Below are 23536 nucleotides of genomic sequence, written 5' to 3' on the forward strand. Positions count from 1 at the left end.
CCTCCCAGCGCGGGCCTTCACCCCCGCCCTGAAGGGCGGAGCACTGGCCCGCATCCCGGTAGCGCGGCCTTTCCGCGCGGCCGCCGCTCGGGCATCCTGGGGTGATGGGAGAGGTGCTACCGATGCCCGGCTTCGGTGACCTGTTCACCGATCTGCGGGGTGACGAGCGGACGATGCGGGTCAGCTACCACCCGGAGCGCGGAGCGGTGGTGCTGTCCCTGTGGAGCGGGGCGGTCTGCCGGGGCTCCTTCCGGCTGGCCACCGACGAGGTGTGCCGGCTGCGGGCCCTGCTCGCCGCGATCGACGCGGACGCGGCGCCCCCGGCCGCCGGGTCGGGCGGCGCGACGGCCGCCGTCGAGGGCGAGGCCGCGGCGGAGGCCACCGAGGTCATCCAGACCGGCGACATCTCGGGTACGACCCAGCGCGCGGCGCTGCCGGTCGTGCCCGCGCCGAGGGTCGCCTAGGTGCGCGTTGACGTACCGGATCCGCCGGTGACTCGACCGGCTCAGGGGGCGAAGTGACCGCAGGTCGTGCGTTGCTGCACATCCGCCAGTTCCGCTGGCGCGACTACGACGACGTCGCCGCGCTGTGGGCCGCGGCGGGGCGGGACGTGCTGCCGCGTGCGGAACTGACGGCCAAGCTCACCCGGGACCCGCAGCTGTTCCTGGTCGCGGAGACCGGCCAGGCGGTGGCGGGCGTGGTGCTGGGCACCTACGACGGGCGCCGCGGGTGGATCCTGCGCCTGGCCGTCGACCCTGCCCACCGCCGGCGGGGCATCGCCACCCTGCTGGTCGGTGAGCTCGAGAAGCGGTTCGCCGCGCTGGGGTGTCCGCGGGTCAACCTCCTGGTCATGCCGGAGAACCTGGCCGGGCTCCGGTTCTGGCAGGCACTCGGGTACCTACCCCAGCCCGACGTGCTGTGTACCAAGCCGATGGGCGACACCGCGAATTCGTAGCCGGCTCGGTGAGGTCCCACCGATGTCGGACCCCGTGCCTACGCTGCCGCCCGTGAGCATGAACGGGAACTGGCTGCGGGTGACCCCGGCCGAGCTGGCGCGCGCGAAGGACGACCTGACCTGGGCCTACGACTTCGCCCAGGCGGCCATGGACGACGAGAGCGAGCGCGTCGGCGGCACCGACAAGGCGTGGCACGCCCTCGATTTCCTGCTCGACCGGCACGGCGTCGAGCTGCCGATCGTGTACGGGGCCGAGGCGTTCGTCGAGACGCCGGACGCGGAGTCCGAGGACGACCTCACGGAGGATCCGGCGCACGACTGGGGTTACGGGCCGCCCCGCTACCTCACCCCACCGCAGGTGGCCGAGGCCGCCGCGACGCTCGGTCACCTCACCGAGGACGACCTGAGCGGCGACGTCGACCAGGGCGAGCTGGCGCGGGCCCGCATCTACCCCGAGGTCTGGGACCGGCCCGACCAGCTGTCGTGGGTGACGCACCACCTGCCGTACGCGCAGCGGTTCTTCGCGGCGGCGGCGCGCGAGGGGGACGCCGTCATCTGCTGGCTCGACTAGGTGTTCTGTCGATCATGTGAGCCAGGCCAGTTCGCCTCTGCGGGCATAGGTCCGGACGGCCGTGGGAGCATATCCCCTGGTCTGCCCGGGGTTTCCTTCTAGTACTCCAGCCGGGGATCGTGATCATGGCTGGACGAGGACGTGCCTCGGTGTAACAACTGTCATGGGCGAGGCTTAGTGATAGCGCTGCCCGTGTATTCAGAGAAGATCTCGCCGAGTACGCGCTGCGCGTTTGCGAATTCTTCCGCGTCCTCGGGATCTTCGAATGTGTAGGAGCAGGTAGCGAGCGTTTTCCAGAGGGCCCAGCCACGCCCGCGTGCCCACGTCGCATCATCCACCGACAGCTGCTTGCGGAATGCCTGCCGGCCGTCAGCGGTCAGCAACGTCCAGGCAATCGCCAGATCGCAGGCCGGGTCACCGACGCCGCATGTCCCGAAGTCGATGACGGCCGCCAGCTGGCCGTCAGCAAGTAGAAGGTTTCCCTGGGCGATGTCCCCATGGAACCAGCGGTCTACACCGTCCCAGCGGGCGTCGAGTGCACTCGCCCAGATCTCGCGAACCAGCTCGGCATCGACGTGGCCGCCCAACTCCGCGAGCGCACCCTCGACTTTCTTGTCGTAGGTGCGCAGGGCGCCGCCCCGGAACCAGTTGTGGATACCCGGCTGCGGACCATCAGCGGCGTCGACGCTCCGCAAGGCCGCCAGGAACTCGGCCAGGTCGAGCGCGAATCGCACCGGGTCGGCGATGCGGTCCACGCTCGCAGGCTCGCCGTCGAGCCACCGGTAGATCGACCACGGATAGGGGTAGCCCGCACCTGGCTTGCCTTTCGCCAGTGGGGCTGGGATGGGCAGCGGCAGCCGAGCGGCGAGGGCCGGGAGCCACCGATGTTCCTTGTCGACCGCCAAGGCGTACTCGGCAGCGCTGGGCAGACGCACCAGCCTCTCGGGGCCGAGGTGGAAGGTCCAGTTGTCCCAGCCGCCGTTGGCTACCGGCTCAACCGGGAGGTCGGCCAACTGCGGGAACTGGCCGGCGACGAGCCGATGCACCTGTTCCGCGTCGACGGTGATGCGCTGCGGCCGGGGACCGAGATCCGGGATATCACTCACTGAGCCGTCCTCGTCTGACCATCGAGGTTGAGCGCGATGTGGTGCACGGGCGGAGGCAGCCCACGTCGATCATGGACGGTTGTGTGGACTGACCATGACGCAGTGGTGGCTGCCGGATACAGGGCAGACGCCCAGCGATGGCGGGCCACCTGTTCAACAAGCTGATCATCGAACCCGCCCGCCGGCACACCGACCCCCTGCTCTGGTCGATCCGCCGACGCCGACACCAAGCCCGCGCCATGAACAGCGACTACGCCCGAAAAGCACTCATCGAGCTGTGATCACAATGCCCGGCTGGAGTACTAGGCGCAACGCCGTTCAGTTAGGGCGGCGGCCGGCGTGTCAACGGTTGTCTGAGACGTAAAGCAGCGGAGTTCCGAGGGTGATCACTCTAAGACGCCCTGACACCTGGAGCTCCGCTGGCAGATCAGATTGCCATATCCCGGTCGGTGACGGTAGCCGCAGGGGTGTTCGCGCCGGGCCATCTGGGCGAGCTGACCCGGCTGGTGCCGTTCGAGATGGTCGATGATGTCCTGACCGCGACCGGGCGTACGCAGTCACGAGGGCTGGTGGGCAGGTCGGAGCGTTGGCAGTTGGCCAACCGGTGCTCACTGACCAAGCGCCATGACCGCAAACTTCAGGGTGTTGGATGACACGCCGCTCGGCGCCGCGCCCAGCGACGGTTCGTGTCCCAGTATGGGGCGGTGGCAGAACCTGCTCGTGGATTAGCAAGGTCAACGACGTTCGGTGCGGAACGCAATCCCGCGCGGCTCGTCGCCTTCAGCGATGCGGTCTTCGCCATCTCCATCACCCTGCTCGTTCTGGAGATCAGCCCGCCGGAGGACACCCGGCACCTGGCCCACGGCCTCGCCACGCTGTGGCCGTCCTACCTGGCGTACGCCCTCACCTTCCTTCTCATCGGGCAGGTGTGGGCCAACCACCACGTCATGTTCGATCACCTTCGCGGCACCGACTGGGTGGTGCTGTTGCTCAACACCCTGCTGCTGATGACCATCGCGTTCCTGCCATTCGCCGCTTCCGTTCTGGCCGCCGCGTTCCGGGACGGACACGGGCAGCGGACTGCCGTGGTCTTCTACGGGTTCGCGCTCGGGCTGGCAGCCTCTCTGTTCAACGCGATCTGGGGGTACGCGAGCCGTCGTTGCCGGCTGCTCAGCACCACCGTCGATCCCGCCGCTGCGCGAGCCATCGGCCGTCGCTTTCGGCTCGCTCCCCTCTGGATCGCCGCCGGAATCCTGCTGGGCGCCCTGCTCCCCGTCCTCGGCGTGGCCGTGATCACCGCGTTGATCCCCTTCTACTGGCTCCCGATCCGGGGCGAGATCGCCAGGGCGAAGCGTCCGCGCGGCGGCGGTCGGGAGTGACCCCCGAGGAAGCGTGCCGGCGGGGCCCTGGTCAGTGTTGCCGCCAGCGGAAGCCGGGAAGACCATCACCCGACTCGGCCGGAGCAGTAGACCGGTAGCTCGACGGGTGCCCCTCGGCAGCCGTTGACCAAGGCACCAGGTCGGCCAGGATCGCGCCGACGACACGGCTCAGGGCGGGCGCCCTCAGTCCGAGTCCTCGGCGGATGCGTGGTCCGGGTCGCGCGAGATGGGCTGGTCGGTCGGGTAGAGGGCACTCAACCGCATCTGGGGGTAGCCGGAACTTCCGTTGGTGCAGCGGTGTTTGGTGTATCTGCTGGTGTTGTCCGGCGAGTCCGCCACGACCAGGGTGGTGCCGTCGACCACGGGTCAGCAGCAGCCCTCGCCACCGCACCTGCGCAGCGGCCGTGGCGGCCGGCCCGCGCAGCAGGTCGAACATCGCCCGCATCGGTTGCGGCCCGAGTCGTTGCCGGGCCTGGCGTAACGCGCTGCCGCTGGGCGAGGCGACCGGCATACCGTGCAGGCCGCTGGTCAGCTTCGACCACGCCTGCCGATACCGGACCTCGGTGAACAGACACGCCGCCAGCAGCAGGTACATCACGACCCGCGCCGGCAGCAGCCGTATCCGCGACTGGGTACGCCCGGTCGCGGCCAGGACTTCATCGACCATCTCGAACGGCACCAGACGGGTCAACTCACCAACGTGTCCCGGCGCGAACACCCCCGCGGCTACCGTCACCGTCTGAGTTATGGCAATCTGAGCAGCCAGCGGAGCTCCCGTATCGAGGACGTCTTAGACTGGCCAACCTCTATACCAGAGCTCCGCTGCTTCATGTCCCAGGCACGCCTTGACAGCCCAACCAACCGCCTAGCTGAACGGCGTTGGTACTAGGCGGACTCGAGGACGAAGAAGAGGAAACACATGAAGGACCCGGATTCCAGGTCGGGTGGAAGCAACTCCGCAGGAGTGTCCGGAGAAGGGGGCGGTTCGCTGATCGTCACGATGCGGAACCCAGCAGCAGCAAAAGCATCTGCCATGGCGTGCAGCGGCCGGTGCCAGAAGGTCAGCCACACAGTCTGGCCGTCCAGGATGTAGTCCTCGGAGTACTTCGTAAGCGCAAAGTAGTCGGCCTTGGGATACTCGATCGCATAGGCGGCGGGGTGGTTGACCGAGACCATCAGGCGACCGCCTGGCTTCAGCACGCGACGCAGCTCGGCGAGGGGGCCGGACCAGTCCTCCAGGTAGTGCAGGACCAGGGATGCGACGACGTCATCGAACTCGGCGTCCGCGAACGGCAGCGGCGCGCTCAGGTCCGCCACGTGCAAGTCGGCGTCTTCACCCAGCCTCTGGCGGGCCAGGCCGACCATGGCCGCACTCACGTCGAAGCCGGTGACCACGGCTCCCTTGGCGCGCAGCGCAGCTGACAACGGGCCTGAACCGCACCCCACGTCGAGGATCCGGCGGCCCGAGACGTTGCCGGCGAGGCGAAGCATCGCGGGTCGCTCGTAGTAGGCGTTGAAGAGGCCGGACTCGTTCTCCGCCGAGTAGGCGTTCGCGAAGTTGTCGTAGTCGGTGGTTGTCACCGTTACCCCATTCCCACGGGAAGCGAGGGTGCATCCCTACCAAAGCCGCGTGGGTGCGACAAACAAGCACCCGGCTCGTGCGCGTGGGCCAGGATCCGATCCCACGTCCCGTCCACCGCCGCAACCGTTCATGGCAGGTTTCCACGGCGATAGCGTTCGGGCAAGTCCCGTCACGGCGCCCCGGTCCGGAGCTTCCACAAAATTCCGTCCTATTCGCTGGGTCATAGCCCGGCGATACGGACGCCACGGCTCAGCGGAGTCAGCCCTGGCCGGGCTCGCCGGTCTGCTCCCACATCGACTTCATCTCGTCGAACGCCTGCTCCATGATTCGCACCATGGCGTCCCGTGCCCGCTCGCCGTCCCGTCGCTGGATCGCCTGGGCGACGTCGGCGTGCAGTTGCAGAGCCTGCTCGTCCGGGTGGTGCGGCATCAGGTGGTAGTGGTGCCGGCCGGTGAGCACCTCGGCGACCAGTTCCTGGAGTTTCACGAACATCTCGTTGCCGGAGGCGACCAGCACCCGCCGGTGGAACTCGATGTCCAGGCTGAGAAAGCGCTCCTCGTCACCGGCCTTCCCGGCGGCCCACATCTTGGCGGCGAGCCCGACCAGTTCGCTCGCCTCGTCGTGGTCGACGCGGCCGGCGGCCAGCCATGCGGCATGCGGCTCGACAGCGGTCCGCAGTTCGGTGATCGAGCGCATCTGCGCCATGCGGCCGGCCGAGGCGAGCCGCCAGCGGATGACCTGCGGATCGAAGACGTTCCAGGCTTCCGCCGGGCGGATCATCACCCCGACCCGGCGGCGGGTCTCGACGAATCCCATGGACGCGAGCACCCGCAGGACCTCGCGGATCACTGAGCGGGAGACCGCGTACCGCTCGACCAGGTCGTCGATGTTGAGGACGGATCCGGCGGCCACCTCGCCACCGCAGATGGCGGTGCCGAGGTGGTCGAGAACGCGGGCGTGCAGCCCAGCCTCGGCAGGGGCGGGCGGGATGGGTGCGACCCCTGGGGAGGACTGATCCACGGTTTGGAGCATATCAGTTGGAGATCACCTCTTGAATAAGTCAGCTTTTTGGGCCTAGCATCCCGTCGTTAAGCGGACGTTACAACGATGTGGCGCTCCTCCCCCGGGCGGCGGCCACCACACAGAAGGAGAGATGGACGTGCGGCGTCGATCGATAATCGGAACTTCTCTGGCCGTGGTTGCCGCCATGGGCCTGAGCGCGTGCGGCGGCGGTGAGGACAGCGGCGCCACCAAGACGGTCCGGGTGACCCTGGCCAACCACGTGTGGACGGAGAACATCAAGAAGGCCCTGCCCGAGTTCGAGAAGCAGACCGGGCTCAAGGTCGAGCTCACCCAGCTCGGCGAGGACCAGCTCTCCGACCAGTACAACGTCAAGCTGAACGCCGGCTCCAGCGACATCGACGTGATGATGTACCGCCCCCTGCAGGAGGGGAAGCTGTTCGCCAAGAACAAGTACCTCGCCGACCTGTCCGACGAGGTCAAGTCCAACAAGGACTGGGACTTCAGCGACTTCCAGGCCGGCCCGGTGCAGGCCACCTCGTACGAGGGCAAGCCGGTCGGAGTTCCGATCATCACCGAGCAGGAGGTCCTGTACTACCGCAAGGACCTGCTGGCCAAGGCCGGCCTGACCGCCCCGCCGAAGACGCTCGACGAACTCAAGGCGGCGGCCACGAAGATCAAGGCGGCCGATCCGAGCGTCGCCGGCTTCGTCGCCCGTACCGGCAAGTCGCCGGCGGTCACCCAGTTCTCCAGCTTCCTCTACAGCTTCGGCGGTGACTTCGTCGACAGCAGCGGCAAGGCCTCCGTCAACACCGAGCAGGCCAAGCAGGCATACGCGTACTACGGCGGGCTCATCAAGGAACAAGGCCCGGCGAACGTCAGCACCGACATGAGCTGGCCGGAGGCGATGGCCATCTTCACCCAGGGCAAGGCCGCCTTCTACACCGAGGCCAACTCGCTCTACAAGAACGCCACCGACCCGGCCAAGTCGAAGGTCGCCGACACCGTCGGCTTCGCGCCGTTCCCGGCCGGCCCCGCCGGGTCGAAGCCCTACAACATCCCCTCCTGGGCGCTGGGCGTCAGCGACGGCTCGAAGAACCAGAGCAACGCCTGGAAGTTCGTCGAGTGGGCGACCGGCAAGGAGCAGACGCTCGCGCAGCAGAAGGCCGGCGTGCCGAGCGCGCGTACCTCGGTGTGGGCCAACCCGGAGGGCACCGCGTCCTACCCGAAGGACCTCGTCGAGGCCATCGCGGCCAGCACCAAGGACGGCGTCGGTCACGACCGCCCGCTGGTCAACAAGGTCGCCCAGGCCCGGGAGATCGTCGGCCAGCCGATCGTCGACGCCATCGCCGGCAAGGACGCGGCGGCCGCGGCCGAGACCGCCAACACGGCGTTCCAGAAGTTCCTGGACGACGAGGCCAAGTAAGCCGAGCGCGGGGTGGCGGCGCCGTCCGGCTCCGCCACCCCACTCCCCCCGCCCGGCCCGCCCACCCCGGAGATCTCATGGCAACAGTCACCACCCGCACCAGACCCCACGACGCCTCCGCCACGCCCGACACGCCCGGCTGGGCCCGCTGGGCCAACGACCATCGCAAGTGGCTCTTCGCGGCGCCCGCCATGGTGTTCGTCGCCGCGCTGATCATCTTCCCGCTGGCCTGGACCGGCTATCTGAGCCTGACCGACGCCGAGGGCTCGGTGCGGGCCGAGTCGGAGTTCGTGGGCTTCCAGAACTACGTCGAGGTGCTCTCGGACACCGACCGGTTCTGGCCCGCCGTCGGGCGTACCGCCGCGTTCACCGTCGTCGCGCTGCTGTTCGAGGTCGTCCTCGGCATGGCTGTCGCGCTGCTGCTGTGGCGGCCGTTCCGGGGCCAGAAGTGGGTCCGGGTCGCCATCCTGATGCCGTTGGTCGCCACCCCGGTCGCGGTCGGCATGATGTGGCGGCTCATCTTCGACCCGAACATCGGTATGGCCAACCAGGTGCTCGGCTGGTTCGGCATCGGACCCCAGCCGTGGCTCGCCGGCCAGCACTCGGCGCTGCCCACGACGATCTTCATCGACGTGTGGCAGTGGACGCCGATGGTCGTGCTGATCCTGCTCGCGGGCCTGACCTCGCTCTCCGACGAGCCCCAGGAGGCCGCGCGCATCGACGGCGCCAGCAGCTGGCAGCGGTTCCGGCACGTCACCCTGCCGCTGGTGATGCCCACCGTGATCGTCGCGATCCTGCTGCGCGGCATCGACGCGCTGAAGACCTTCGACATCCTCTACGCCACCAAGGGCCGCGGCGGCGGCTCGTTCCACGAGGTCGAGACGCTCAACGTGTACGCCTACGGCCTGAGCTTCGACTACAACGAGTACGGCATCTCATCGACGGTCCTCATCATCTTCTTCCTGATCATCATCGGGTCGATGTGGGCCCTGACGTCCCGCAGGAAGGAGGCGCAGCGATGAAGGCCCGCTCCGCCTACCGGATCTTCCGCTTCGTGGCGCTCGCCGTCGTGGTGATCGCGCTGCTCGCACCGCTGTTCTGGATGATCGCCGCGTCGTTCAAGACCAACGTCGACATCTACGACACGGGCAAGGCGGTCGTCTTCTCGCCCACCGTGGACAACTACGCCAACGTCCTGAAGCAGGCGAACTACGTCCAGTTCATCGGCAACAGCCTCTGGGTGGCCTTCGCGGCCACCGCGCTCTCCCTGCTGCTCGGCGTGCCGGCGGCCTACTCGATGAGCCGCTTCAACATGCGCAAGTCGGCGCTGGTGGTGCTCATGGCGCGGGTCATCCCCGGTGTCTCGCTGCTGGTGCCCTGGTACTACGTCTTCTCCAACCTGCAGATGGTCGGCGGGTTCGGCGTGCTCGTCCTCAGCCACATGTTCGTGTCGCTGCCGCTGGTGGTCTACATCATGATGGGCTACTTCGACGGCCTCCCCCTCGAACTCGAGGAGGCGGCGCTCGTGGACGGGCTGACCCACATCGGCGCGTTCCGCCGGATCACGCTGCCGCTCTCGGTGCCGGGCGTGGCCACCGCCGGCATCCTGTCCTTCATCTTCTCCTGGAACAACTTCATGTTCGCCCTGGTGCTCTCCGGCGCCGACACCAAGACCCTGCCCGTCGCGATCTTCGACTTCGTCGGCTACGCCAGCATCGACTGGGGCGGCCTGATGGCGGCGGCCACCGTCGTCACCCTGCCGATCATGCTGATCGCCCTGTTCGTGCAGAAGTACGTCGTCTCCGGGCTCACCGCCGGCGCGACGAAGGGCTGAGGACACCATGACGACAATCGCCCGCATCGAGACGTTCCTCGTCGCCCCCCGCTGGCTCTTCGTCCGCGTCGAGACCGAATCCGGGATCGTCGGCTGGGGCGAGGCGACCTGCGAGGGGCGCTCCGAAACCGTCCGGGCCGCCGTCGAGCAGCTCGGTGAACTCCTGATCGGCCGGGACGCGCTGCGGATCGAGGACCACTGGCAGGTCATGACCAAGGGCTCGTTCTACCGGGGCGGCCCGATCCTGGCCAGCGCCGTGGCCGGCCTCGACCAGGCGCTCTGGGACATCGCCGGCAAGCGGTACGGGGCACCGGTGCACCAACTGCTCGGTGGGCCCGTCCGCGACCGGATCCGGGTCTACGGCTGGGTCGGCGGCGACGAGCCGAACGAGGTCCGCGACCACATCGCCGCGCAGGTGGCGGCGGGCCTGACCGCCGTCAAGATGAACGCCTCCGGGCGGATGAGCCCCATCGCGTCGGTCGCCGAACTGGACGCGGTCGTCCAGCGGGTGGCCGCCGCCCGCGAGGTGCTCGGCGACGAGCGCGACGTCGCCGTCGACTTCCACGGCCGGTTCACCCTCGCCAACGCCCGCCGCGTCGCACCGCTGCTGGAGCCGTACCGGCCGCTGTTCCTCGAGGAGCCGGTCGTGCCGGAGAACTCCCACCTCATCGGCGACTTCGTCCGGTCCACCACCACCCCGGTGTCGACCGGCGAACGGCTCTACAGCCGGCAGGAGTTCCTGCCCGTCTTCCAGGCCGGCATCGCGGTCGCCCAACCGGACCTCTCGCACGCCGGCGGCATCACCGAGGTACGCAAGATCGCCGCGCTCGCCGAGGTCTACGACGTGCAGCTCGCCCCGCACTGCCCGCTCGGGCCGATCGCCCTGGCGGCCTGCCTGCAGGTCGGCTTCGCCACGCCCAACTTCCTGATCCAGGAACAGAGCATCGGCATCCACTACAACCTCGGCGCCGAGGTGCTCGACTACTGCCTGGACAAGACGCCGCTGACCTTCGTCGACGGACACGTCGAGCGGCTCACCGCGCCGGGGCTGGGCATCGAGATCGACGAGCAGGCGGTACGCGCGGCCGACAAGCGCGGCCACGCCTGGCGCAGCCCGATGTGGCGGCACCGCGACGGCTCCTACGCGGAATGGTGACCATGACCCTCGACCTGACCACCGAACTCGCCGCGGCCCGCGTCCTGGCGGTCATCCGCGGCACCGACACCGCCGCCGCGGTCGCCACCGGCCTCGCACTGCTGGAAGAGGGCGTCCGCGTCGTCGAGGTGGCCCTCACGACGCCGGACGCGCCGCACGCGATCGAGGCCATCCGCTCGGCCGCGCCCGCCGAAGCGCTGGTCGGCGCGGGAACGGTGCTGACCGCCGCCGACGTCGCCGACGTGATCGCCGCCGGCGCGCAGTTCATCGTCACCCCGGCCGTCGTCGAGTCGATCCCCGAGGCGGTGCGCCGCGGACTACCGGTCGCCGCCGGGGCGCTCACCCCGACCGAGGCGTACACGGCCGCGCGGATGGGGGCGTCCGCCGTCAAGCTCTTCCCGGCGTCCCTCGGCGGCCCGGCGTACCTGAAGGCGTTGCGCGACCCGTTCCCGGACATCGCGTTCGTCGCGGTCGGCGGGGTGGGCCTGGCCGAGATGCCCGCCTATCTGAGCGCCGGGGCGATCGCCGTCGGCGTCGGCGGCCCGCTGGTCGGGGACGCCGCCTCCGGCGGCGACCTCGACGGGCTGCGCCACCGGGCGCGGGCCTACCTGGCGGCGGCCGCCCGCCAGCCGGCCTCATGACCGCGGTCGACCTACTCACCTTCGGCGAGGCGCTGGTGTCGCTGCGGGCGCCCGGCCCGCTGGCCGCCGGGGGTGCGCTGACCATGCACCTGGCCGGGGCGGAGTCCAACGTCGCGATCGGTCTGGCCCGGCTCGGGCACCGGGTCGCCTGGGTGGGCCGGGTCAGCGACGACGAGCTGGGCGAGTACGTGCTGCGGCAGTTGCGCGCCGAGGGCGTCGGCGTGGACGACGTGACCAGGGATCCCGACCGGCCCGCCGGTCTGCTGTTCCTGGAACGGCGCACCGCCGACCTGACCCGGGTGCGATACCACCGGACGGGCTCGGCCGGATCGGCCCTGCGCGTGGCAGACCTGCGCAGGCCGATCGGCGACGGTGCCCGGGTCCTGCACCTGACCGGGATCACCCCGGCACTGTCCGACAGCGCCCGCGAGGCCACCCGGTGGGCGGCCGAGACCGGCTCCCGGTCCGGGATGCTCGTCAGCCTCGACGTCAACCACCGGAGCCGGCTCTGGACGCGGGAAGCCGCCCGTGCCGTGCTGGCCCCGTTGGCCGCCCACGCGTCGGTCGTCATCGCCTCCGCCGACGAGCTGGACCTCGTCGGCGAACCGGGGTGGGACGAGTCCGCGGTGGTGGCGGGCCTGCTGGCGCGCGGAGTGGAGACCGTACTGGTCAAGCTGGGCGCCGACGGCGCCCGGGCGTACACCCGCGACGGCGTGCGGCAGGTCGCGGCCGTACGCGTGACCGCGGTGGACACCGTCGGCGCGGGCGACGCGTTCACCGCCGGCTACCTCTCCGGGCACCTCGACGGACTCGACCTGGCCGGCCGCCTGCGGCGCGCGGTGACCCTCGGCGCCTTCGCCGTCGCCGGTCACGGCGACTGGGAGGGGCTGCCCCGCCGCGACGAACTGTCCCTTCTCGACGGCCACGAGACCGGAAACACCCTTCGCTGAGCACCACCTGAGAAAGGCACCCCGTGAAGATTGTCGCAGCGGACGTCATCGTCACCAGCCCCGACCGCAACTTCGTCACCCTGAAGATCACCACAGACGACGGGCTCACCGGCCTGGGCGACGGCACCCTCAACGGGCGGGAACTGGCGGTCGCCTCGTACCTGGCCGACCACGTCGTCCCGCTGCTGATCGGGCGGGACCCGCACCGCATCGAGGACACCTGGCAGTTCCTGTACCGCTCGGCGTACTGGCGGCGCGGACCGGTGACCATGGCGGCGATCGCGGCCGTCGACGTCGCGCTCTGGGACATCAAGGCGAAGGCCGCCGGAATGCCCCTCTACCAGTTGCTCGGTGGCGCGTCGCGGACCGGCGTCATGGCGTACGGGCACGCCTCCGGGCGGGACATCCCCGAGCTGTTCGACTCGATCCGCAACCACCTCGAGCTCGGCTACCGGTCGATCCGGGTGCAGACCTCCGTGCCGGGGATCAACGCCGTCTACGGGGTCGCCGCGCAGCCCAGCCCGGACGGCAAGCGGTACGACTACGAACCGGCGCAGCGCACCCCGCTGCCGGCCGAGGAGGACTGGGACACCCGGTCCTACCTGCGCCACCTCCCCGGCGTCTTCGAGGCGGTACGCAACGAGTTCGGCCCGGAACTGCCGCTGCTGCACGACGGCCATCACCGGATGACCCCGATCCAGGCCGCCCGGCTCGGCAAGGACCTCGAACCGTACGACCTGTTCTGGCTGGAGGACTGCACCCCGGCGGAGAACCAGGAGGCGCTGCGGCTGGTCCGCCAGCACACCACCACGCCGCTGGCCATCGGCGAGGTCTTCAACACGGTCTGGGACTACCAGACGCTCATCCGGGAACAGCTCATCGACTACGTACGGTCCGCCGTCACCCACACCGGGGGCATCACGGCCATGCGCAAGCTCCTCGACTTCGCCGCGCAGTACCAGATCAAGTCCGGTATCCACGGTCCGACGGACATCTCACCGGTCGGCATGGCGGCCGCGCTCCACCTCGACCTCGCCATCCACAACTTCGGCATCCAGGAGTACATGCCGCACGGGCCCCTGACCAACGAGGTGTTCCGGCAGTCGTTCAGCTTCGCCGACGGCTACCTGCACCCCGGGGAGCAGCCGGGTCTCGGCGTGGAGTTCGACGAGCAGGCCGCCGCACGGTTCCCGTACACACCGGCCTACCTGCCGTTCAACCGGCTCAAGGACGGCACCGTCCATGACTGGTGACCGGCGTCCCGCCCACGGCAACCCGCGGCCGACCCGGCACGTCGTCGTGATGGGCGTGTCCGGTGCCGGCAAGACGACCGTGGCCAGGGGAATCAGCGAGCTGACCGGGCTGACGTTCGCCGAGGCGGACGAGTTCCACTCCGAGGCCAACGTGGCGCGGATGCGCTCCGGCGTACCGCTGGACGACGCGGCCCGCTGGCCCTGGCTGCGCGACCTCGCCGCGTGGATGGCCGCCCGCCATGCCGAAGGAGTGTCGACGGTGCTGGCCTGCTCCGCGCTGAAGCGGTCCTACCGGGACCTGCTGCGGCAGGGGCCGCCGGACCTGGACTTCGTCCACCTCGACGGGCCGGCGCAGGTGATCCGGGAGCGGATGTCCCGGCGCGCGGGGCACTACATGCCGGCGAGCCTGCTGGACTCCCAGATGGCGATCCTGGAGCCGCTGCGCCCGGACGAGTCCGGCGTGGTCCTCGACGTCTCGCTGCCTCCGGACGAGCTCGTCACGGCGGCGGTCGCCCGGCTCGGCTTCGCCAGCACCGGAGCGCCTGTCCCGCAGCTCGGGTAGGTGGGTCGGGCGCCGCGCCGGTAGCGGAGCAGGGCGAGGCCGGTCCGTCCACACCGGATCTGTGGGGGTAGCGCGCGCCGATCCGCCCGGTGCTGATCATCGTGTCGGTCGGGCCTGTTACGGTCGCGCCGCCGTTGCCGCAGTCGGACCGGAGGTTGGTGTGATCCACTCCCACGCGTCGTCGTTCGCCGGGTTGCCGGTGGTGCCGTTCACCCCGGGGATGACCCTGCCGGAGGATCCGTCGGCGGTGGCGTGGCGGCTGCAGGTCGAGGACTTCGAGGCGGAACCCGAGGAGTTCGCCGACCTGGTCCGGGCCCTGCGCGACGAGGTGCCGGCCGAGGCGGTCCGGGCCCTGGTGATCGGTGAGTGGGGTACGGCGTACGAGCGCGCGCTCCCGGTCGACCTGCTGGTCGAGGCGGCCGCGCAGTGGACCGGGCTGCGGGCGGTCTTCCTCGCCGACCTGGTCAGCGAGGAGTGTGAGATCTCCTGGCTGACCCACGGCGACATCACCCCGCTGCTGGCGGCGTACCCGTCGCTGGAGGTGCTGCGGGTGCGCGGCGCGCAGGGGCTGCGGCTGGACCCGATCCGGCACACCGGGCTGCGGGAGCTGGTCGTCGAGTCCGGCGGGCTGCCCGGGGCGGCGTCCCGGGCGGTCGGCGGGTGCGAGCTGCCGGCGCTGGCTCGGCTGGACCTGTGGCTCGGCCGCGCGGATTACGGCGGCGACTCGACCGTCGAGGACCTGACGCCGGTGCTGGCCGGCGACAACCTGCCGGGGCTGCGGCACCTGGCGCTCTGCAACGCCGAGATCGCCGATCCGGTGGCCGCGGCGCTCGCCACCGCGCCGGTCGTGCCGCGGCTGGAGGTGCTCGACCTGTCGATGGGGGTGCTCACCGACGAGGGCGCCGAGGCGTTGCTGACCGGCCGGCCCCTGACCCACCTGCGCCGCCTGGACCTGCACCACCACTACCTGTCCGAGCAGTGCCGGGAGCGTGTCGTCGCGGCCCTGCCCGGCGTCCGGGTCGACGTCTCCGACCCGCAGACCGTCGAGGAGTACCGCGGCCGGCACTACCGCTACACCGCGGTCGGAGAGTGAGCGAGGATGACCTTCAGTTCCCACGCGCGTACGTTCGCCGGCCGTCCGGTCGTCGACGTCCCCGCCGACGGCCCACTGCCCGAGGTGCCGGGCCCGGTGTCGTGGCGGTTCTCGTACTGGCACTTCGACGAGACGGCGGAGTACAAGCTCTCCGAGGAGTTCCGGGCGGCCTTCGACCGGTTCGTCGCCCAGGCCGGGCCGTCCGTGGAGTCGCTGGTCATCGGCGCGTGGGGCTACGCGGCGTTCAACCACGCCCCCGTCGCGCAGCTCTGTGAGCTGGCGTCGCGCCTGCCCGCGCTGCGGGCCCTGTTCCTCGGCGACATGACCAGTGAGGAGTGTGAGGTCTCCTGGATGAAGGTGGGTGACGTCAGCCCCCTGCTGGCGGCCTACCCGGCGCTGGAGGTGCTGCGGGTGCGCGGCGGCGACGACATCGACTTCTCCCCCGTCCGGCACGGGCGGCTGCGGGAGCTGGCGGTGGAGAGCGGCGGCCTGCCCCGGAAGTTCGTCGCCGCGGTGCTCGACTCCGACCTGCCCGCCCTCACCGACCTGGAACTGTGGCTCGGCACCCCGGACTACGGCGGCGACACGAGCGTGGCGGACCTGGAGCCGCTGCTGGCCGGCGAGCGGTTCCCGCGGCTGCGCCGGCTGGGGCTGCGCAACGCGGAGATCGCCGACGACCTGGCGGCGGCGCTGGCGGCGGCGCCGGTGCTGGCGCGGCTGGAACGCCTCGACCTGTCCCTGGGCACGCTCGGCGACGCCGGGGCCGCGGCGCTGCTCGCCGGCGGGTCACTGGCCCATCTGGCGGAGCTGGACCTGCACCACCACTACCTCTCCGACGAGACGGCCGCGTCGGTGGCCGCCGCGCTGCCGGGCGTCCGGGTGGACACCTCCGAGGCGCAGGAGCCCGACGAGTACGACGGCGAGAGCTACCAGTACACGGCGGTGTCGGAGTGACATGCGACTGACCGTGGTGGGCAACCCCGACAACCGACGGGTCGCCCTGTTCACCGGGGCGCTGCTCGCCGCCGGCCTGCCGCGACCCACGGTGCTGCCCTGGGTCGACGTGCTGACCGGGGCGGCGCCCCCGGCGGCGGGCACCCTGGTGCGGGTGGACTCGCCCGGCGAGGACCCGGAGGTGGACCGGCTGCTGCGCGGCGCCGCCGTCCCGGCCCGGCACGGCGAGCTGATCGGCCTCGCCGACACGTACGCCGGGCTGGTGGACGCCCTGGGCCGGGTGGCGGCGGGCGGCGCCACCCTGCTCAACCCGCCGCAGGACGTCGCGGTGCTCTGCGACAAGCGGCGCTGCCACGCCCTGCTCTCGGCCGCCGGCGTCCCCGTGCCGGCCGCGCTGCCCCCGGTGCACGGATACGCGGGGCTGCGGGCGGCGATGACGGCCGCCGGCTGGAGCCGGGTGTTCGTCAAGCCCGCGCACGGCTCGTCCGCCGCCGGGGTGATCGCCCTCGCCGTCGGCCCTCGGGGCGTACAGGCGGTCACCACCGTCGAGGCGACGCCCGACGGGCTGTTCAACTCGCTGCGCCTGCGCCACTACCGCGACGAGGCGGAGATCGCCGGGATCGTCGACCGGCTCGCCCCGGACGGGCTGCACGTGGAGCGGTGGCTGCCCAAGGCCGGGCTGCGCGACCGGGTGGTCGACCTGCGGGTGGTGGTGGTCGCCGGGCGGCCCACCCACGCCGTGGTCCGCGCCGCCCGGGGACCGCTGACCAACCTGCACCTGGGCAACGCGCGCGGTGACCTGGGCGAGCTGCGGGCGGCGGCCGGGGCGGCGGCGTGGTCGGCGGCGATGGAGACCTGCGAGCGGGTCGCCGCGTGCTTCCCCGCCTCGCTGCACGTCGGCGTGGACCTGATGTTCCTGGTCGGCTGGCGCCGGCACGCCGTCGCCGAGGTCAACGCGTTCGGGGACCTGCTGCCCGGGGTGCTGGCCGGCGGGCGGGACACCTACGCCGAGCAGGTGCACGCGCTGACCGGCGGCCGGTGGGACCGGTGGCGGGCGGCAGCCGGCCCGGTGGCGCGGGAGGTGGCCCGGTGCGGGGTCTGATCGGCAGGCACGACCTGCTCCTGGTCACCCTCGACACGCTGCGCCACGACGTGGCCGCCGAGCTGGCGGCGACGGGGCGTACCCCGACCCTCGCCCGGGTGTTGCCGGGGGGACGGTGGGAACGGCGGCACTCCCCCGCCAGCTTCACCTACGCCGCGCACCACGCCTTCTTCGCCGGGTTCCTGCCCACGCCGACCGGCCCGGGCCGGCACGAGCGGCTGTACGCGGCGGCGTTCCCCGGCAGCGAGACCGCCGGCGCCGACACCTGGGTGTTCGACGCCCCCGACCTGCCGACCGCCCTCGCCGACGTCGGCTACCACACGCTCTGCCTCGGCGGAGTGGGGTTCTTCAACCGGCGCAGCCCGCTCGGCGCGGTGCTGCCCGGCCTGTTCGCCGAGGCGCACTGGGAGCCGGAGTTCGGGGTCACCTCCCCGACCTGCCTGGACGCCCAGCTCGACCGGCTGGCCGAGGTGCTGCCCGGTGTGCCGGCGCGGCAGCCGTTGTTCACCTTCCTCAACGTCGCCGCGCTGCACCAGCCCAACCGCCATCACCTGCCCGGCGCCGAGGCCGACGACCTGGCCAGCCACGCCGCCGCCCTGGAGTACGTCGACGGGCGGATCGGACGGCTGTTCGCCCTGCTCACCGGGCGGGGCCGGCCGGTGTTCACGATCATCTGCTCCGATCACGGCACCGCCTACGGCGAGGACGGCCACACCGGCCACCGGATCGGCCACGACGTGGTGTGGACCGTCCCGTACGCCCACTTCACCCTGCACCCGGGAGAATGGTGACCAGCACCGATGCGAGCCTCGACGGCTCGCCGTACCAGCAGTACCTGTACGCGTACCCGCACAAGACGTCCTACCGGGCGCTGCGGCCCCGGCCGTTGCTGGCCGACGTGTGGCGGGCCGAGCCGCGCGACGCGCTCTTCCTCTACCTGCACGTGCCGTTCTGCGAGATGCGTTGCGGCTTCTGCAACCTGTTCACCCGCGCCAACGCCCCGGAGGAACAGGTCAGCGCCTACCTGCGGCAGCTGCGCCGGCAGGCCGAGCAGGTCGCCGACGCGCTCGGCGACGACGCCGGGTACGCCCGGGCGGCGTTCGGCGGTGGCACCCCCACGTACCTCACCGCCGACGAGCTGACCGAGCTGTTCGACATCGCCACCGGCACGGTGGGTGCCCGGCTGCCCGGCGTACCCCTGTCGGTGGAGACCTCGCCGGCCACCGCGACCCCGGACCGGCTCGCGGTGCTGGCCGCGCACGGCGCCACCCGGGTGAGCATCGGGGTGCAGAGTTTCCTCGACGCGGAGGCCCGCGCCGCCGGCCGCCCGCAGCGCCGCACGGAGGTGGAGACCGCACTCGCCGCGATCCGGGACGCCCGGATCCCGGTGCTCAACATCGACCTGATCTACGGCATCGACGGGCAGACCGCCGACACCTGGCGGACCAGCCTCGACGCGGCGCTGGCCTGGCGGCCCGAGGAGCTCTACCTCTACCCGCTGTACGTCCGGCCGCTCACCGGGCTGGGACGCCGGGCGCACGGGCGCGCCGACTGGGACGCCCAGCGGCTCGCCCTCTACGAACAGGCGGTGCAGACGCTCGGCGCGGCCGGGTACCGGCAGGAGTCCATGCGGCAGTTCCGCCGCGCCGACGCGCCGGTCCCCGACGGCCCGGACTACTGCTGCCAGGACGACGGCATGGTCGGCCTGGGCTGCGGCGCCCGCTCCTACACCACCTCGCTGCACTACTCCTTCGACTACGCGGTCAGCGTGTCGCAGGTGCGCGCGGTGCTCGACGACTACCTGGCCCGGCCGGCCGAGGACTTCCGGCACGCGGAGTTCGGGTACCGCCTCGACGACACCGAGCAGCGCCGGCGGTGGCTGCTCAAGTCGCTGCTGCGCGCCGACGGCGTCGACCCGGTCGCCTACCGGGCGCGCTTCGGCCGCCCACCCGTCGACGACTTCCCTCAGCTGGGGATGCTCGTCGAGCGCGGCTGGGCCGACGGCGGCGGGTCACGGCTCACGCCGGCCGGCCTGGCCCGCTCCGACGCCGTCGGCCCCTGGCTGAGCTCCGCCGAGGTCCGCGCGGCGATGACCGGGTACGTGCCCCGGTGAACCTGGAGATCCTCTACCGCGGGCCCCTGGCCAGCTGCAACTACGACTGCCCGTACTGCCCGTTCGCCAAGCGGCACGACCCGCCGGAGCTGCTCCGGGAGGACCGGGCCGCGCTGGCGCGGTTCACCGACTGGGTGACGTCGACCCGCGACCTGCGGCTGTCGGTACTGTTCACGCCCTGGGGCGAGGGGCTGACCCGCCGCTGGTACCGGGAGACGATGGTGGCGCTGTCCCACCTGCCGCACGTGGACCGGGTGGTCATCCAGACCAACCTCGCCACCCGCGTCGACTGGCTGGCCGACGCCGACGCCCGCTCCGCCGCGCTCTGGACGACGTACCACCCGGGGCAGGTGACCCGGGAGCGGTTCCTGGCCCGCTGCGCCCGCCTGTCGGAGCTGGGCATCCGGTACTCGGTCGGGGTGGTCGGCCTGCCGGAACACCTCGACGAGGCGCGGGCGCTGCGCGCCGCCCTCCCCGCCGAGGTCTACCTGTGGGTGAACGCCGCCGAGGGACGGCGATACCCCGCCGCCGAGGAGGCGACCTGGACGGAGCTGGACCCGCACTTCGGGTACAGCGTCCGGCCGCATCTGTCGCTGGGCCGGCCCTGCCACGCCGGCGAGTCGGCCATCTCCGTGCTCGGCGACGGCACGGTACGCCGCTGCCACTTCGTCCCCGCCCCGATCGGCAACCTGTACGACGGGTCGTGGCGGGCCGCCCTGCGGCCCCGGCCGTGCGTCAACGCGATCTGCGACTGCCACATCGGGTACGTCCACCTGAAGCCGCTCGGGCTGCGCGACGTCTTCGCCGGCGGACTGCTGGAACGCATCCCGGCCGCCTGGCCACCGGTACGCCCACCCGCGCCGACCGCCGTTGTGTCGCCACCTCCGGCCTGACCGGACGCGCGCGTGATCGGCGTGGACGTCTGGCGTCGGTGACAGCACCGGCCGTCGGGGTGCCGCCACGCCCACCGGCCGGCGGGGTCACGAGAGGGCGCGGGCCAGCTCGGTCCGGGAGCGGATGCCGAGCCGGTGGAAGATGTTGCGCAGGTGGTGGTCGACCGTCCGGGTGGAGAGGAACATCCGGGCGGCGATCTCCCGGTTGGTGGCCCCCTCGGCGACCAGTTGGGCGATCCGTAGCTGCTGTCCGGTCAGCAGTCGCGCCGCCGACCGGTCCGGCGCGCCGACCGACTCCCCGGCCGCCCGCAGCTCGGCGGCCGCCTGCTCCGCCCAGGTGGTCGCGCCGATCAGGGTGAACGTCTCCCGGGCCTCGTGCAGGTACTCCCGGGCGGCGCGGGGCCGGCGGCTGCGGCGCAGCTCCCGGCCGAGCAGCAACCCGGTGCGAGCCCGTTCGAAGGCGCCGGCGTCCGCCGGGTGCAGCCGCAGGGCGGCCCGGAACTCCCGCTCGGCCTCGGCGCTGCCCCGGGGCGCGAGCAGCGCGTGGCAGCGCGCGGAGAGGGCGCGGCGCGACGGGCTCGCCGTGCTGCTGGCCCAGCGGTCGAAGACGGCGAGCGCGGCGCAGGCCGCCGGCCGGTCCGCGCCGCCGGCGGCGGCCTCGACCAGGTACGGGGTGGCCATCACCTGCACCAGCACCTGCCCCCGGCCGGTGCCCGGGCGGGCCAACGCGGTCAGCCGCGCCGCCGCGGCGGCGTGCCGGCCGTCGGCCAGGTCGAGTACGGCCAGCGCCCACTGGGCGAGGGCGCGCGGCCGGCTGTGCCCGCCCGGATCCTCGCCGATCTCGCGGATCCGTCGCAGGCTGGTGTCCCGGTCGGCGCGGACCGCGGCCAGCACCGCGAGCATGCCCAGGTGCACCCCGGCCCAGTTGTGCTGGCCTGTGTCCCGGGCGACCCGTAGTCCCTCCCGTGAGGTGTCGGCCGCCGTGTCGTGCCGACCCAGCCAGTACTCGGCGGCCGCCCGCAGCTCCAGCGCGCGCGGCAGGGCGCACCGCTCGTCCCGATCGTGGGCCAGCTCGACGGCGCGCTGGGCGAGCCGGTGCGCCGCGCCGTCCACCGCCACCAGCAGGCCGGCCGCCGCCGCGCAGCTCAGGGCCGCCGGGGTGAGCGCCGGGCCGGCGAGTTGTCCACCGAGGACGACCGCGCGGCGCAGCGCCGGGCCGGCCCGCTCGTGATCGCCCCGCAGGGTCGCCCCGACTCCGGTGACGTAGGCGCTGAGCAGCTCGGTCGCCGGCGGGTCGTCGGGGCGGCGCAGCGGCTCCGCCCGCCGGGCCACCTCGGCGTAGCGGTACTGGTCGCCGGAGTAGCAGACCGCCTCGCCGGCCCGGACCAGCGCGCCGAGGGCGAGCGTGCGGTCGGTGTCCGCCAGGGTGTCCGCGGCGGCCAGCAGCGCGGTCAGCGCGGACCGGGCCGGACCGGCGCGCAGGTCCAGCTCCCCCCGCAGCAGCTCGGCCGGGCCGGTCACGGTGGGCGCGACGACGGCGGGCAGGCTGCCCAGCAGTACGCGGGCCCGATGCGACCGGCCTGCCGACCAGGCGTACCGCGCGGCGGTCACCAGTCGGGCCGCGGCGCGGGTCGGGTCGTCGCTGAGTTCGGCGGCGCGTTGCAGCGCCGCGGAGGCGGCGTCCCCGCTCCCGCCGTCGATGGCGGCCTGTTCCAGCTCCGCCGCCAGGACCGGGTCGGGGCCCTCGGCGGCGGCGGCGAGGTGCGCGGCCCGGCGCAGCCGCTGCCCGGGACGGTCGAGCACCCCGGCGAGCAGCAGGTGCGCGGCGCGCCGCTCGGCCAGCGGGGCGGCGCCGCGCACCATGGCGCGGGCCAGCGGCTGCGGGAAGGTGACCCGGGGCCCCTCGACGCGGAGCAGGCCGGCGAGTTCGGCCGGCGCGAGGGCCTCGACGGTGGCACCGGCGGCCCGCGCCGCCCGGACCAGGGTGCCCGGCTCCCCCTCCTCGTCGAGCGCGGCGAGCAGCAGAACCCGCCGGGCCGCGGCCGGCAACCGCTCCAGCCGGGCCCGGTAGGCACGGCCCAGTCCGCCGTCGGCCGGAGGCGCCGTGGGCGCCGGCTCCTCGCCCCGGCACTGGCCGGGGGTGAGCACCCCGGCGAGGTCGACCAGGGCCTGCGGGTTGCCCCCGGCGACCGCGCCGAGCACCGCCGCCACCGACGGCGCGACCGGCTGCCCGGGCAGCCGGTCGGCGAGCAGCGCGGCACCGTCGCGGTCGTCGAGTGGGCGGAGCCGGTGGTGGGGTACGCCACCGACCGGGGCGTCCGCCGCCGTGGTGAGCAGGACCGCGACCCGCAGGGGGCGCAGGCGCCGGGCGACGAACGCCAGCACCTCGGTGGTCGCCTGGTCACCCCGGTCGACGTCGTCCATGGTGCACAGCACGGGGCGGTCCCGGGCCGCGGCGGCGAGCAGCCCCAGCACGGCCATGGACAGGGCCAGCCGCCGGTGGGCGGGGCAGCCCCCGCCGGCCAACGCGTGCCGCAGCACCCGCCGGTGCTGGGCGGGGAGGACCCGGGCCCGGTCCAGCACCGGCTCCAGCAGGCGTTGCAGTCCCGCGTACGGCAGCGCCGCCTCCTCCGCCAGCCCCGTCGCCGCCAGGAGGGTGCACCCCTCGGCGTGCCGGTGCGCGTACTCGATCAGGGCGGTGCGGCCGGAGCCGGGCTCGCCCTGCAGCAGCAGCGCTCCCCCGCCGCCGGGCAGGTCGTCCAGCAGGCGCCGGATGGCGGCGCATTCGTCGTCCCGGCCCCGCAGCACGGTTATTTGCACTGGTGATGCAGTAACCATCCATCGAGTGTCACGTATCGGCAACCCGTTGGAAAGAGTCGGCGGCTCCACGCCCTTCCGGCCGGGTTTGTCGACAGTGGTAGTGCGCCTTCCGAGACCGGGCGGTCG

At 72.3% G+C, this 23536-nt stretch carries 24 protein-coding genes; 19 read left to right on the forward strand and 5 right to left on the reverse strand.

Features of this window, described 5'->3' with window-relative positions; all coding sequences use genetic code 11:
• Positions 1-104: 104 nt before the first annotated feature.
• Genes V6U88_RS24435 through V6U88_RS24445 form a run of 3 tightly spaced genes read left to right on the forward strand, consistent with a single transcriptional unit; the run spans position 105 to position 1526 of the window.
• Positions 105-464 carry a hypothetical protein gene (locus V6U88_RS24435; protein WP_334456489.1) on the forward strand — a complete coding sequence of 120 codons (360 nt, stop codon included), beginning with the start codon at positions 105-107 and terminating at the stop codon, positions 462-464.
• 53 nt (positions 465-517) lie between these two features.
• Entirely contained in the window at positions 518-955 is a 438-nt protein-coding gene (locus tag V6U88_RS24440) for a GNAT family N-acetyltransferase (protein ID WP_334456491.1), read from the forward strand.
• A gap of 58 nt (positions 956-1013) precedes the next feature.
• Positions 1014-1526: a DUF1877 family protein gene (locus V6U88_RS24445; protein ID WP_334456621.1), complete on the forward strand. Its 513-nt coding sequence runs from the start codon at positions 1014-1016 to the stop codon at positions 1524-1526.
• Between the two features lie 161 nt (positions 1527-1687).
• Here V6U88_RS24445 and V6U88_RS24450 read toward each other — a convergent pair whose 3' ends face one another.
• Positions 1688-2632, reverse strand: a complete 945-nt coding sequence (locus tag V6U88_RS24450) for an aminoglycoside phosphotransferase family protein (protein WP_334456493.1) — start codon at positions 2630-2632, stop codon at positions 1688-1690.
• A gap of 137 nt (positions 2633-2769) precedes the next feature.
• Between V6U88_RS24450 and V6U88_RS24455 the strand changes: the two genes are divergently transcribed.
• Together V6U88_RS24455 and V6U88_RS24460 are read left to right on the forward strand one after the other, a co-directional pair.
• A complete protein-coding gene (locus V6U88_RS24455) occupies positions 2770-2913 on the forward strand; it encodes a hypothetical protein (RefSeq protein WP_334456495.1) in 144 nt (47 codons plus the stop codon).
• A 405-nt stretch (positions 2914-3318) separates the two neighbouring features.
• Positions 3319-4011 carry a TMEM175 family protein gene (locus tag V6U88_RS24460; protein WP_334456496.1) on the forward strand — a complete coding sequence of 231 codons (693 nt, stop codon included), beginning with the start codon at positions 3319-3321 and terminating at the stop codon, positions 4009-4011.
• A 31-nt stretch (positions 4012-4042) separates the two neighbouring features.
• On the opposite strand, the gene V6U88_RS24465 is transcribed toward V6U88_RS24460, so the two are convergent.
• From V6U88_RS24465 to V6U88_RS24475, 3 genes are all read right to left on the reverse strand, one after another.
• Complete coding sequence (locus tag V6U88_RS24465; RefSeq protein WP_334456498.1) at positions 4043-4702, reverse strand: transposase domain-containing protein; 660 nt, start codon at positions 4700-4702, stop codon at positions 4043-4045.
• 194 nt (positions 4703-4896) lie between these two features.
• On the reverse strand, positions 4897-5592 hold the full coding sequence (locus V6U88_RS24470; RefSeq protein WP_334456500.1) for a class I SAM-dependent methyltransferase: 696 nt from the start codon (positions 5590-5592) through the stop codon (positions 4897-4899).
• Between the two features lie 259 nt (positions 5593-5851).
• Positions 5852-6613 carry a FadR/GntR family transcriptional regulator gene (locus V6U88_RS24475; protein ID WP_334456501.1) on the reverse strand — a complete coding sequence of 254 codons (762 nt, stop codon included), beginning with the start codon at positions 6611-6613 and terminating at the stop codon, positions 5852-5854.
• 187 nt (positions 6614-6800) lie between these two features.
• Here V6U88_RS24475 and V6U88_RS24480 point away from each other — a divergent pair, with 187 nt between their 5' ends.
• From V6U88_RS24480 to V6U88_RS24545, 14 genes are all read left to right on the forward strand, one after another.
• Complete coding sequence (locus V6U88_RS24480) at positions 6801-8039, forward strand: ABC transporter substrate-binding protein (RefSeq protein WP_334456503.1); 1239 nt, start codon at positions 6801-6803, stop codon at positions 8037-8039.
• A 77-nt stretch (positions 8040-8116) separates the two neighbouring features.
• The gene (locus V6U88_RS24485) at positions 8117-9061 is read left to right on the forward strand and encodes a carbohydrate ABC transporter permease (RefSeq protein ID WP_334456504.1); all 945 of its coding nucleotides are present in this window, start codon (positions 8117-8119) and stop codon (positions 9059-9061) included.
• A complete protein-coding gene (locus tag V6U88_RS24490; protein WP_210774651.1) occupies positions 9058-9873 on the forward strand; it encodes a carbohydrate ABC transporter permease in 816 nt (271 codons plus the stop codon). Before V6U88_RS24485 ends, V6U88_RS24490 begins: the two co-directional genes overlap by 4 nt.
• A 7-nt stretch (positions 9874-9880) precedes the next feature.
• The gene (gene dgoD / locus V6U88_RS24495; protein WP_334456505.1) at positions 9881-11029 is read left to right on the forward strand and encodes a galactonate dehydratase; all 1149 of its coding nucleotides are present in this window, start codon (positions 9881-9883) and stop codon (positions 11027-11029) included.
• Between the two features lie 2 nt (positions 11030-11031).
• Positions 11032-11670 carry a bifunctional 4-hydroxy-2-oxoglutarate aldolase/2-dehydro-3-deoxy-phosphogluconate aldolase gene (locus tag V6U88_RS24500; RefSeq protein WP_334456506.1) on the forward strand — a complete coding sequence of 213 codons (639 nt, stop codon included), beginning with the start codon at positions 11032-11034 and terminating at the stop codon, positions 11668-11670.
• On the forward strand, positions 11667-12620 hold the full coding sequence (locus tag V6U88_RS24505; RefSeq protein WP_334456507.1) for a sugar kinase: 954 nt from the start codon (positions 11667-11669) through the stop codon (positions 12618-12620). Before V6U88_RS24500 ends, V6U88_RS24505 begins: the two co-directional genes overlap by 4 nt.
• A 23-nt stretch (positions 12621-12643) precedes the next feature.
• Complete coding sequence (gene manD / locus V6U88_RS24510; RefSeq protein ID WP_334456508.1) at positions 12644-13873, forward strand: D-mannonate dehydratase ManD; 1230 nt, start codon at positions 12644-12646, stop codon at positions 13871-13873.
• Positions 13863-14435: a gluconokinase gene (locus V6U88_RS24515; protein ID WP_334456509.1), complete on the forward strand. Its 573-nt coding sequence runs from the start codon at positions 13863-13865 to the stop codon at positions 14433-14435. The genes manD and V6U88_RS24515 overlap by 11 nt, the downstream gene beginning before the upstream one ends.
• 160 nt (positions 14436-14595) lie before the next feature.
• The gene (locus V6U88_RS24520) at positions 14596-15528 is read left to right on the forward strand and encodes an STM4015 family protein (protein ID WP_334456510.1); all 933 of its coding nucleotides are present in this window, start codon (positions 14596-14598) and stop codon (positions 15526-15528) included.
• 6 nt (positions 15529-15534) lie between these two features.
• Positions 15535-16482, forward strand: coding sequence for an STM4015 family protein (locus tag V6U88_RS24525; protein ID WP_334456511.1), 948 nt, complete (start codon positions 15535-15537; stop codon positions 16480-16482).
• A gap of 1 nt (position 16483) precedes the next feature.
• Complete coding sequence (locus V6U88_RS24530) at positions 16484-17584, forward strand: STM4014 family protein (RefSeq protein WP_334456512.1); 1101 nt, start codon at positions 16484-16486, stop codon at positions 17582-17584.
• Complete coding sequence (locus V6U88_RS24535; RefSeq protein WP_334456513.1) at positions 17572-18375, forward strand: STM4013/SEN3800 family hydrolase; 804 nt, start codon at positions 17572-17574, stop codon at positions 18373-18375. Before V6U88_RS24530 ends, V6U88_RS24535 begins: the two co-directional genes overlap by 13 nt.
• On the forward strand, positions 18372-19697 hold the full coding sequence (locus V6U88_RS24540; protein WP_334456514.1) for an STM4012 family radical SAM protein: 1326 nt from the start codon (positions 18372-18374) through the stop codon (positions 19695-19697). Before V6U88_RS24535 ends, V6U88_RS24540 begins: the two co-directional genes overlap by 4 nt.
• Positions 19694-20590: an STM4011 family radical SAM protein gene (locus V6U88_RS24545; protein WP_334456515.1), complete on the forward strand. Its 897-nt coding sequence runs from the start codon at positions 19694-19696 to the stop codon at positions 20588-20590. Before V6U88_RS24540 ends, V6U88_RS24545 begins: the two co-directional genes overlap by 4 nt.
• An 87-nt stretch (positions 20591-20677) precedes the next feature.
• On the opposite strand, the gene V6U88_RS24550 is transcribed toward V6U88_RS24545, so the two are convergent.
• Positions 20678-23428, reverse strand: a complete 2751-nt coding sequence (locus V6U88_RS24550) for a helix-turn-helix transcriptional regulator (protein WP_334456516.1) — start codon at positions 23426-23428, stop codon at positions 20678-20680.
• Positions 23429-23536 lie beyond the last annotated feature (108 nt).

This window comes from Micromonospora sp. CPCC 205739, from assembly GCF_036906795.1.
In the GTDB taxonomy this organism is placed as follows: Bacteria; Actinomycetota; Actinomycetes; order Mycobacteriales; family Micromonosporaceae; genus Micromonospora.

What these genes read in the sequence shown, in the direction of transcription:
- V6U88_RS24480 (WP_334456503.1), top strand. Translation starts at nt 6,801, where the DNA reads ATGGGCCTGAGCGCGTGCGGCGGCGGTGAGGACAGCGGCGCCACCAAG.
- V6U88_RS24445 (WP_334456621.1), top strand. Translation starts at nt 1,014, where the DNA reads ATGAACGGGAACTGGCTGCGGGTGACCCCGGCCGAGCTGGCGCGCGCG.
- V6U88_RS24490 (WP_210774651.1), top strand. Translation starts at nt 9,058, where the DNA reads ATGAAGGCCCGCTCCGCCTACCGGATCTTCCGCTTCGTGGCGCTCGCC.
- V6U88_RS24500 (WP_334456506.1), top strand. Translation starts at nt 11,032, where the DNA reads ATGACCCTCGACCTGACCACCGAACTCGCCGCGGCCCGCGTCCTGGCG.
- V6U88_RS24515 (WP_334456509.1), top strand. Translation starts at nt 13,863, where the DNA reads ATGACTGGTGACCGGCGTCCCGCCCACGGCAACCCGCGGCCGACCCGG.
- V6U88_RS24505 (WP_334456507.1), top strand. Translation starts at nt 11,667, where the DNA reads ATGACCGCGGTCGACCTACTCACCTTCGGCGAGGCGCTGGTGTCGCTG.
- V6U88_RS24550 (WP_334456516.1), bottom strand. Translation starts at nt 23,428, where the DNA reads ATGGTTACTGCATCACCAGTGCAAATAACCGTGCTGCGGGGCCGGGAC.
- V6U88_RS24485 (WP_334456504.1), top strand. Translation starts at nt 8,117, where the DNA reads ATGGCAACAGTCACCACCCGCACCAGACCCCACGACGCCTCCGCCACG.
- V6U88_RS24530 (WP_334456512.1), top strand. Translation starts at nt 16,484, where the DNA reads ATGCGACTGACCGTGGTGGGCAACCCCGACAACCGACGGGTCGCCCTG.
- V6U88_RS24435 (WP_334456489.1), top strand. Translation starts at nt 105, where the DNA reads ATGGGAGAGGTGCTACCGATGCCCGGCTTCGGTGACCTGTTCACCGAT.
- V6U88_RS24455 (WP_334456495.1), top strand. Translation starts at nt 2,770, where the DNA reads ATGGCGGGCCACCTGTTCAACAAGCTGATCATCGAACCCGCCCGCCGG.
- dgoD (WP_334456505.1), top strand. Translation starts at nt 9,881, where the DNA reads ATGACGACAATCGCCCGCATCGAGACGTTCCTCGTCGCCCCCCGCTGG.
- V6U88_RS24525 (WP_334456511.1), top strand. Translation starts at nt 15,535, where the DNA reads ATGACCTTCAGTTCCCACGCGCGTACGTTCGCCGGCCGTCCGGTCGTC.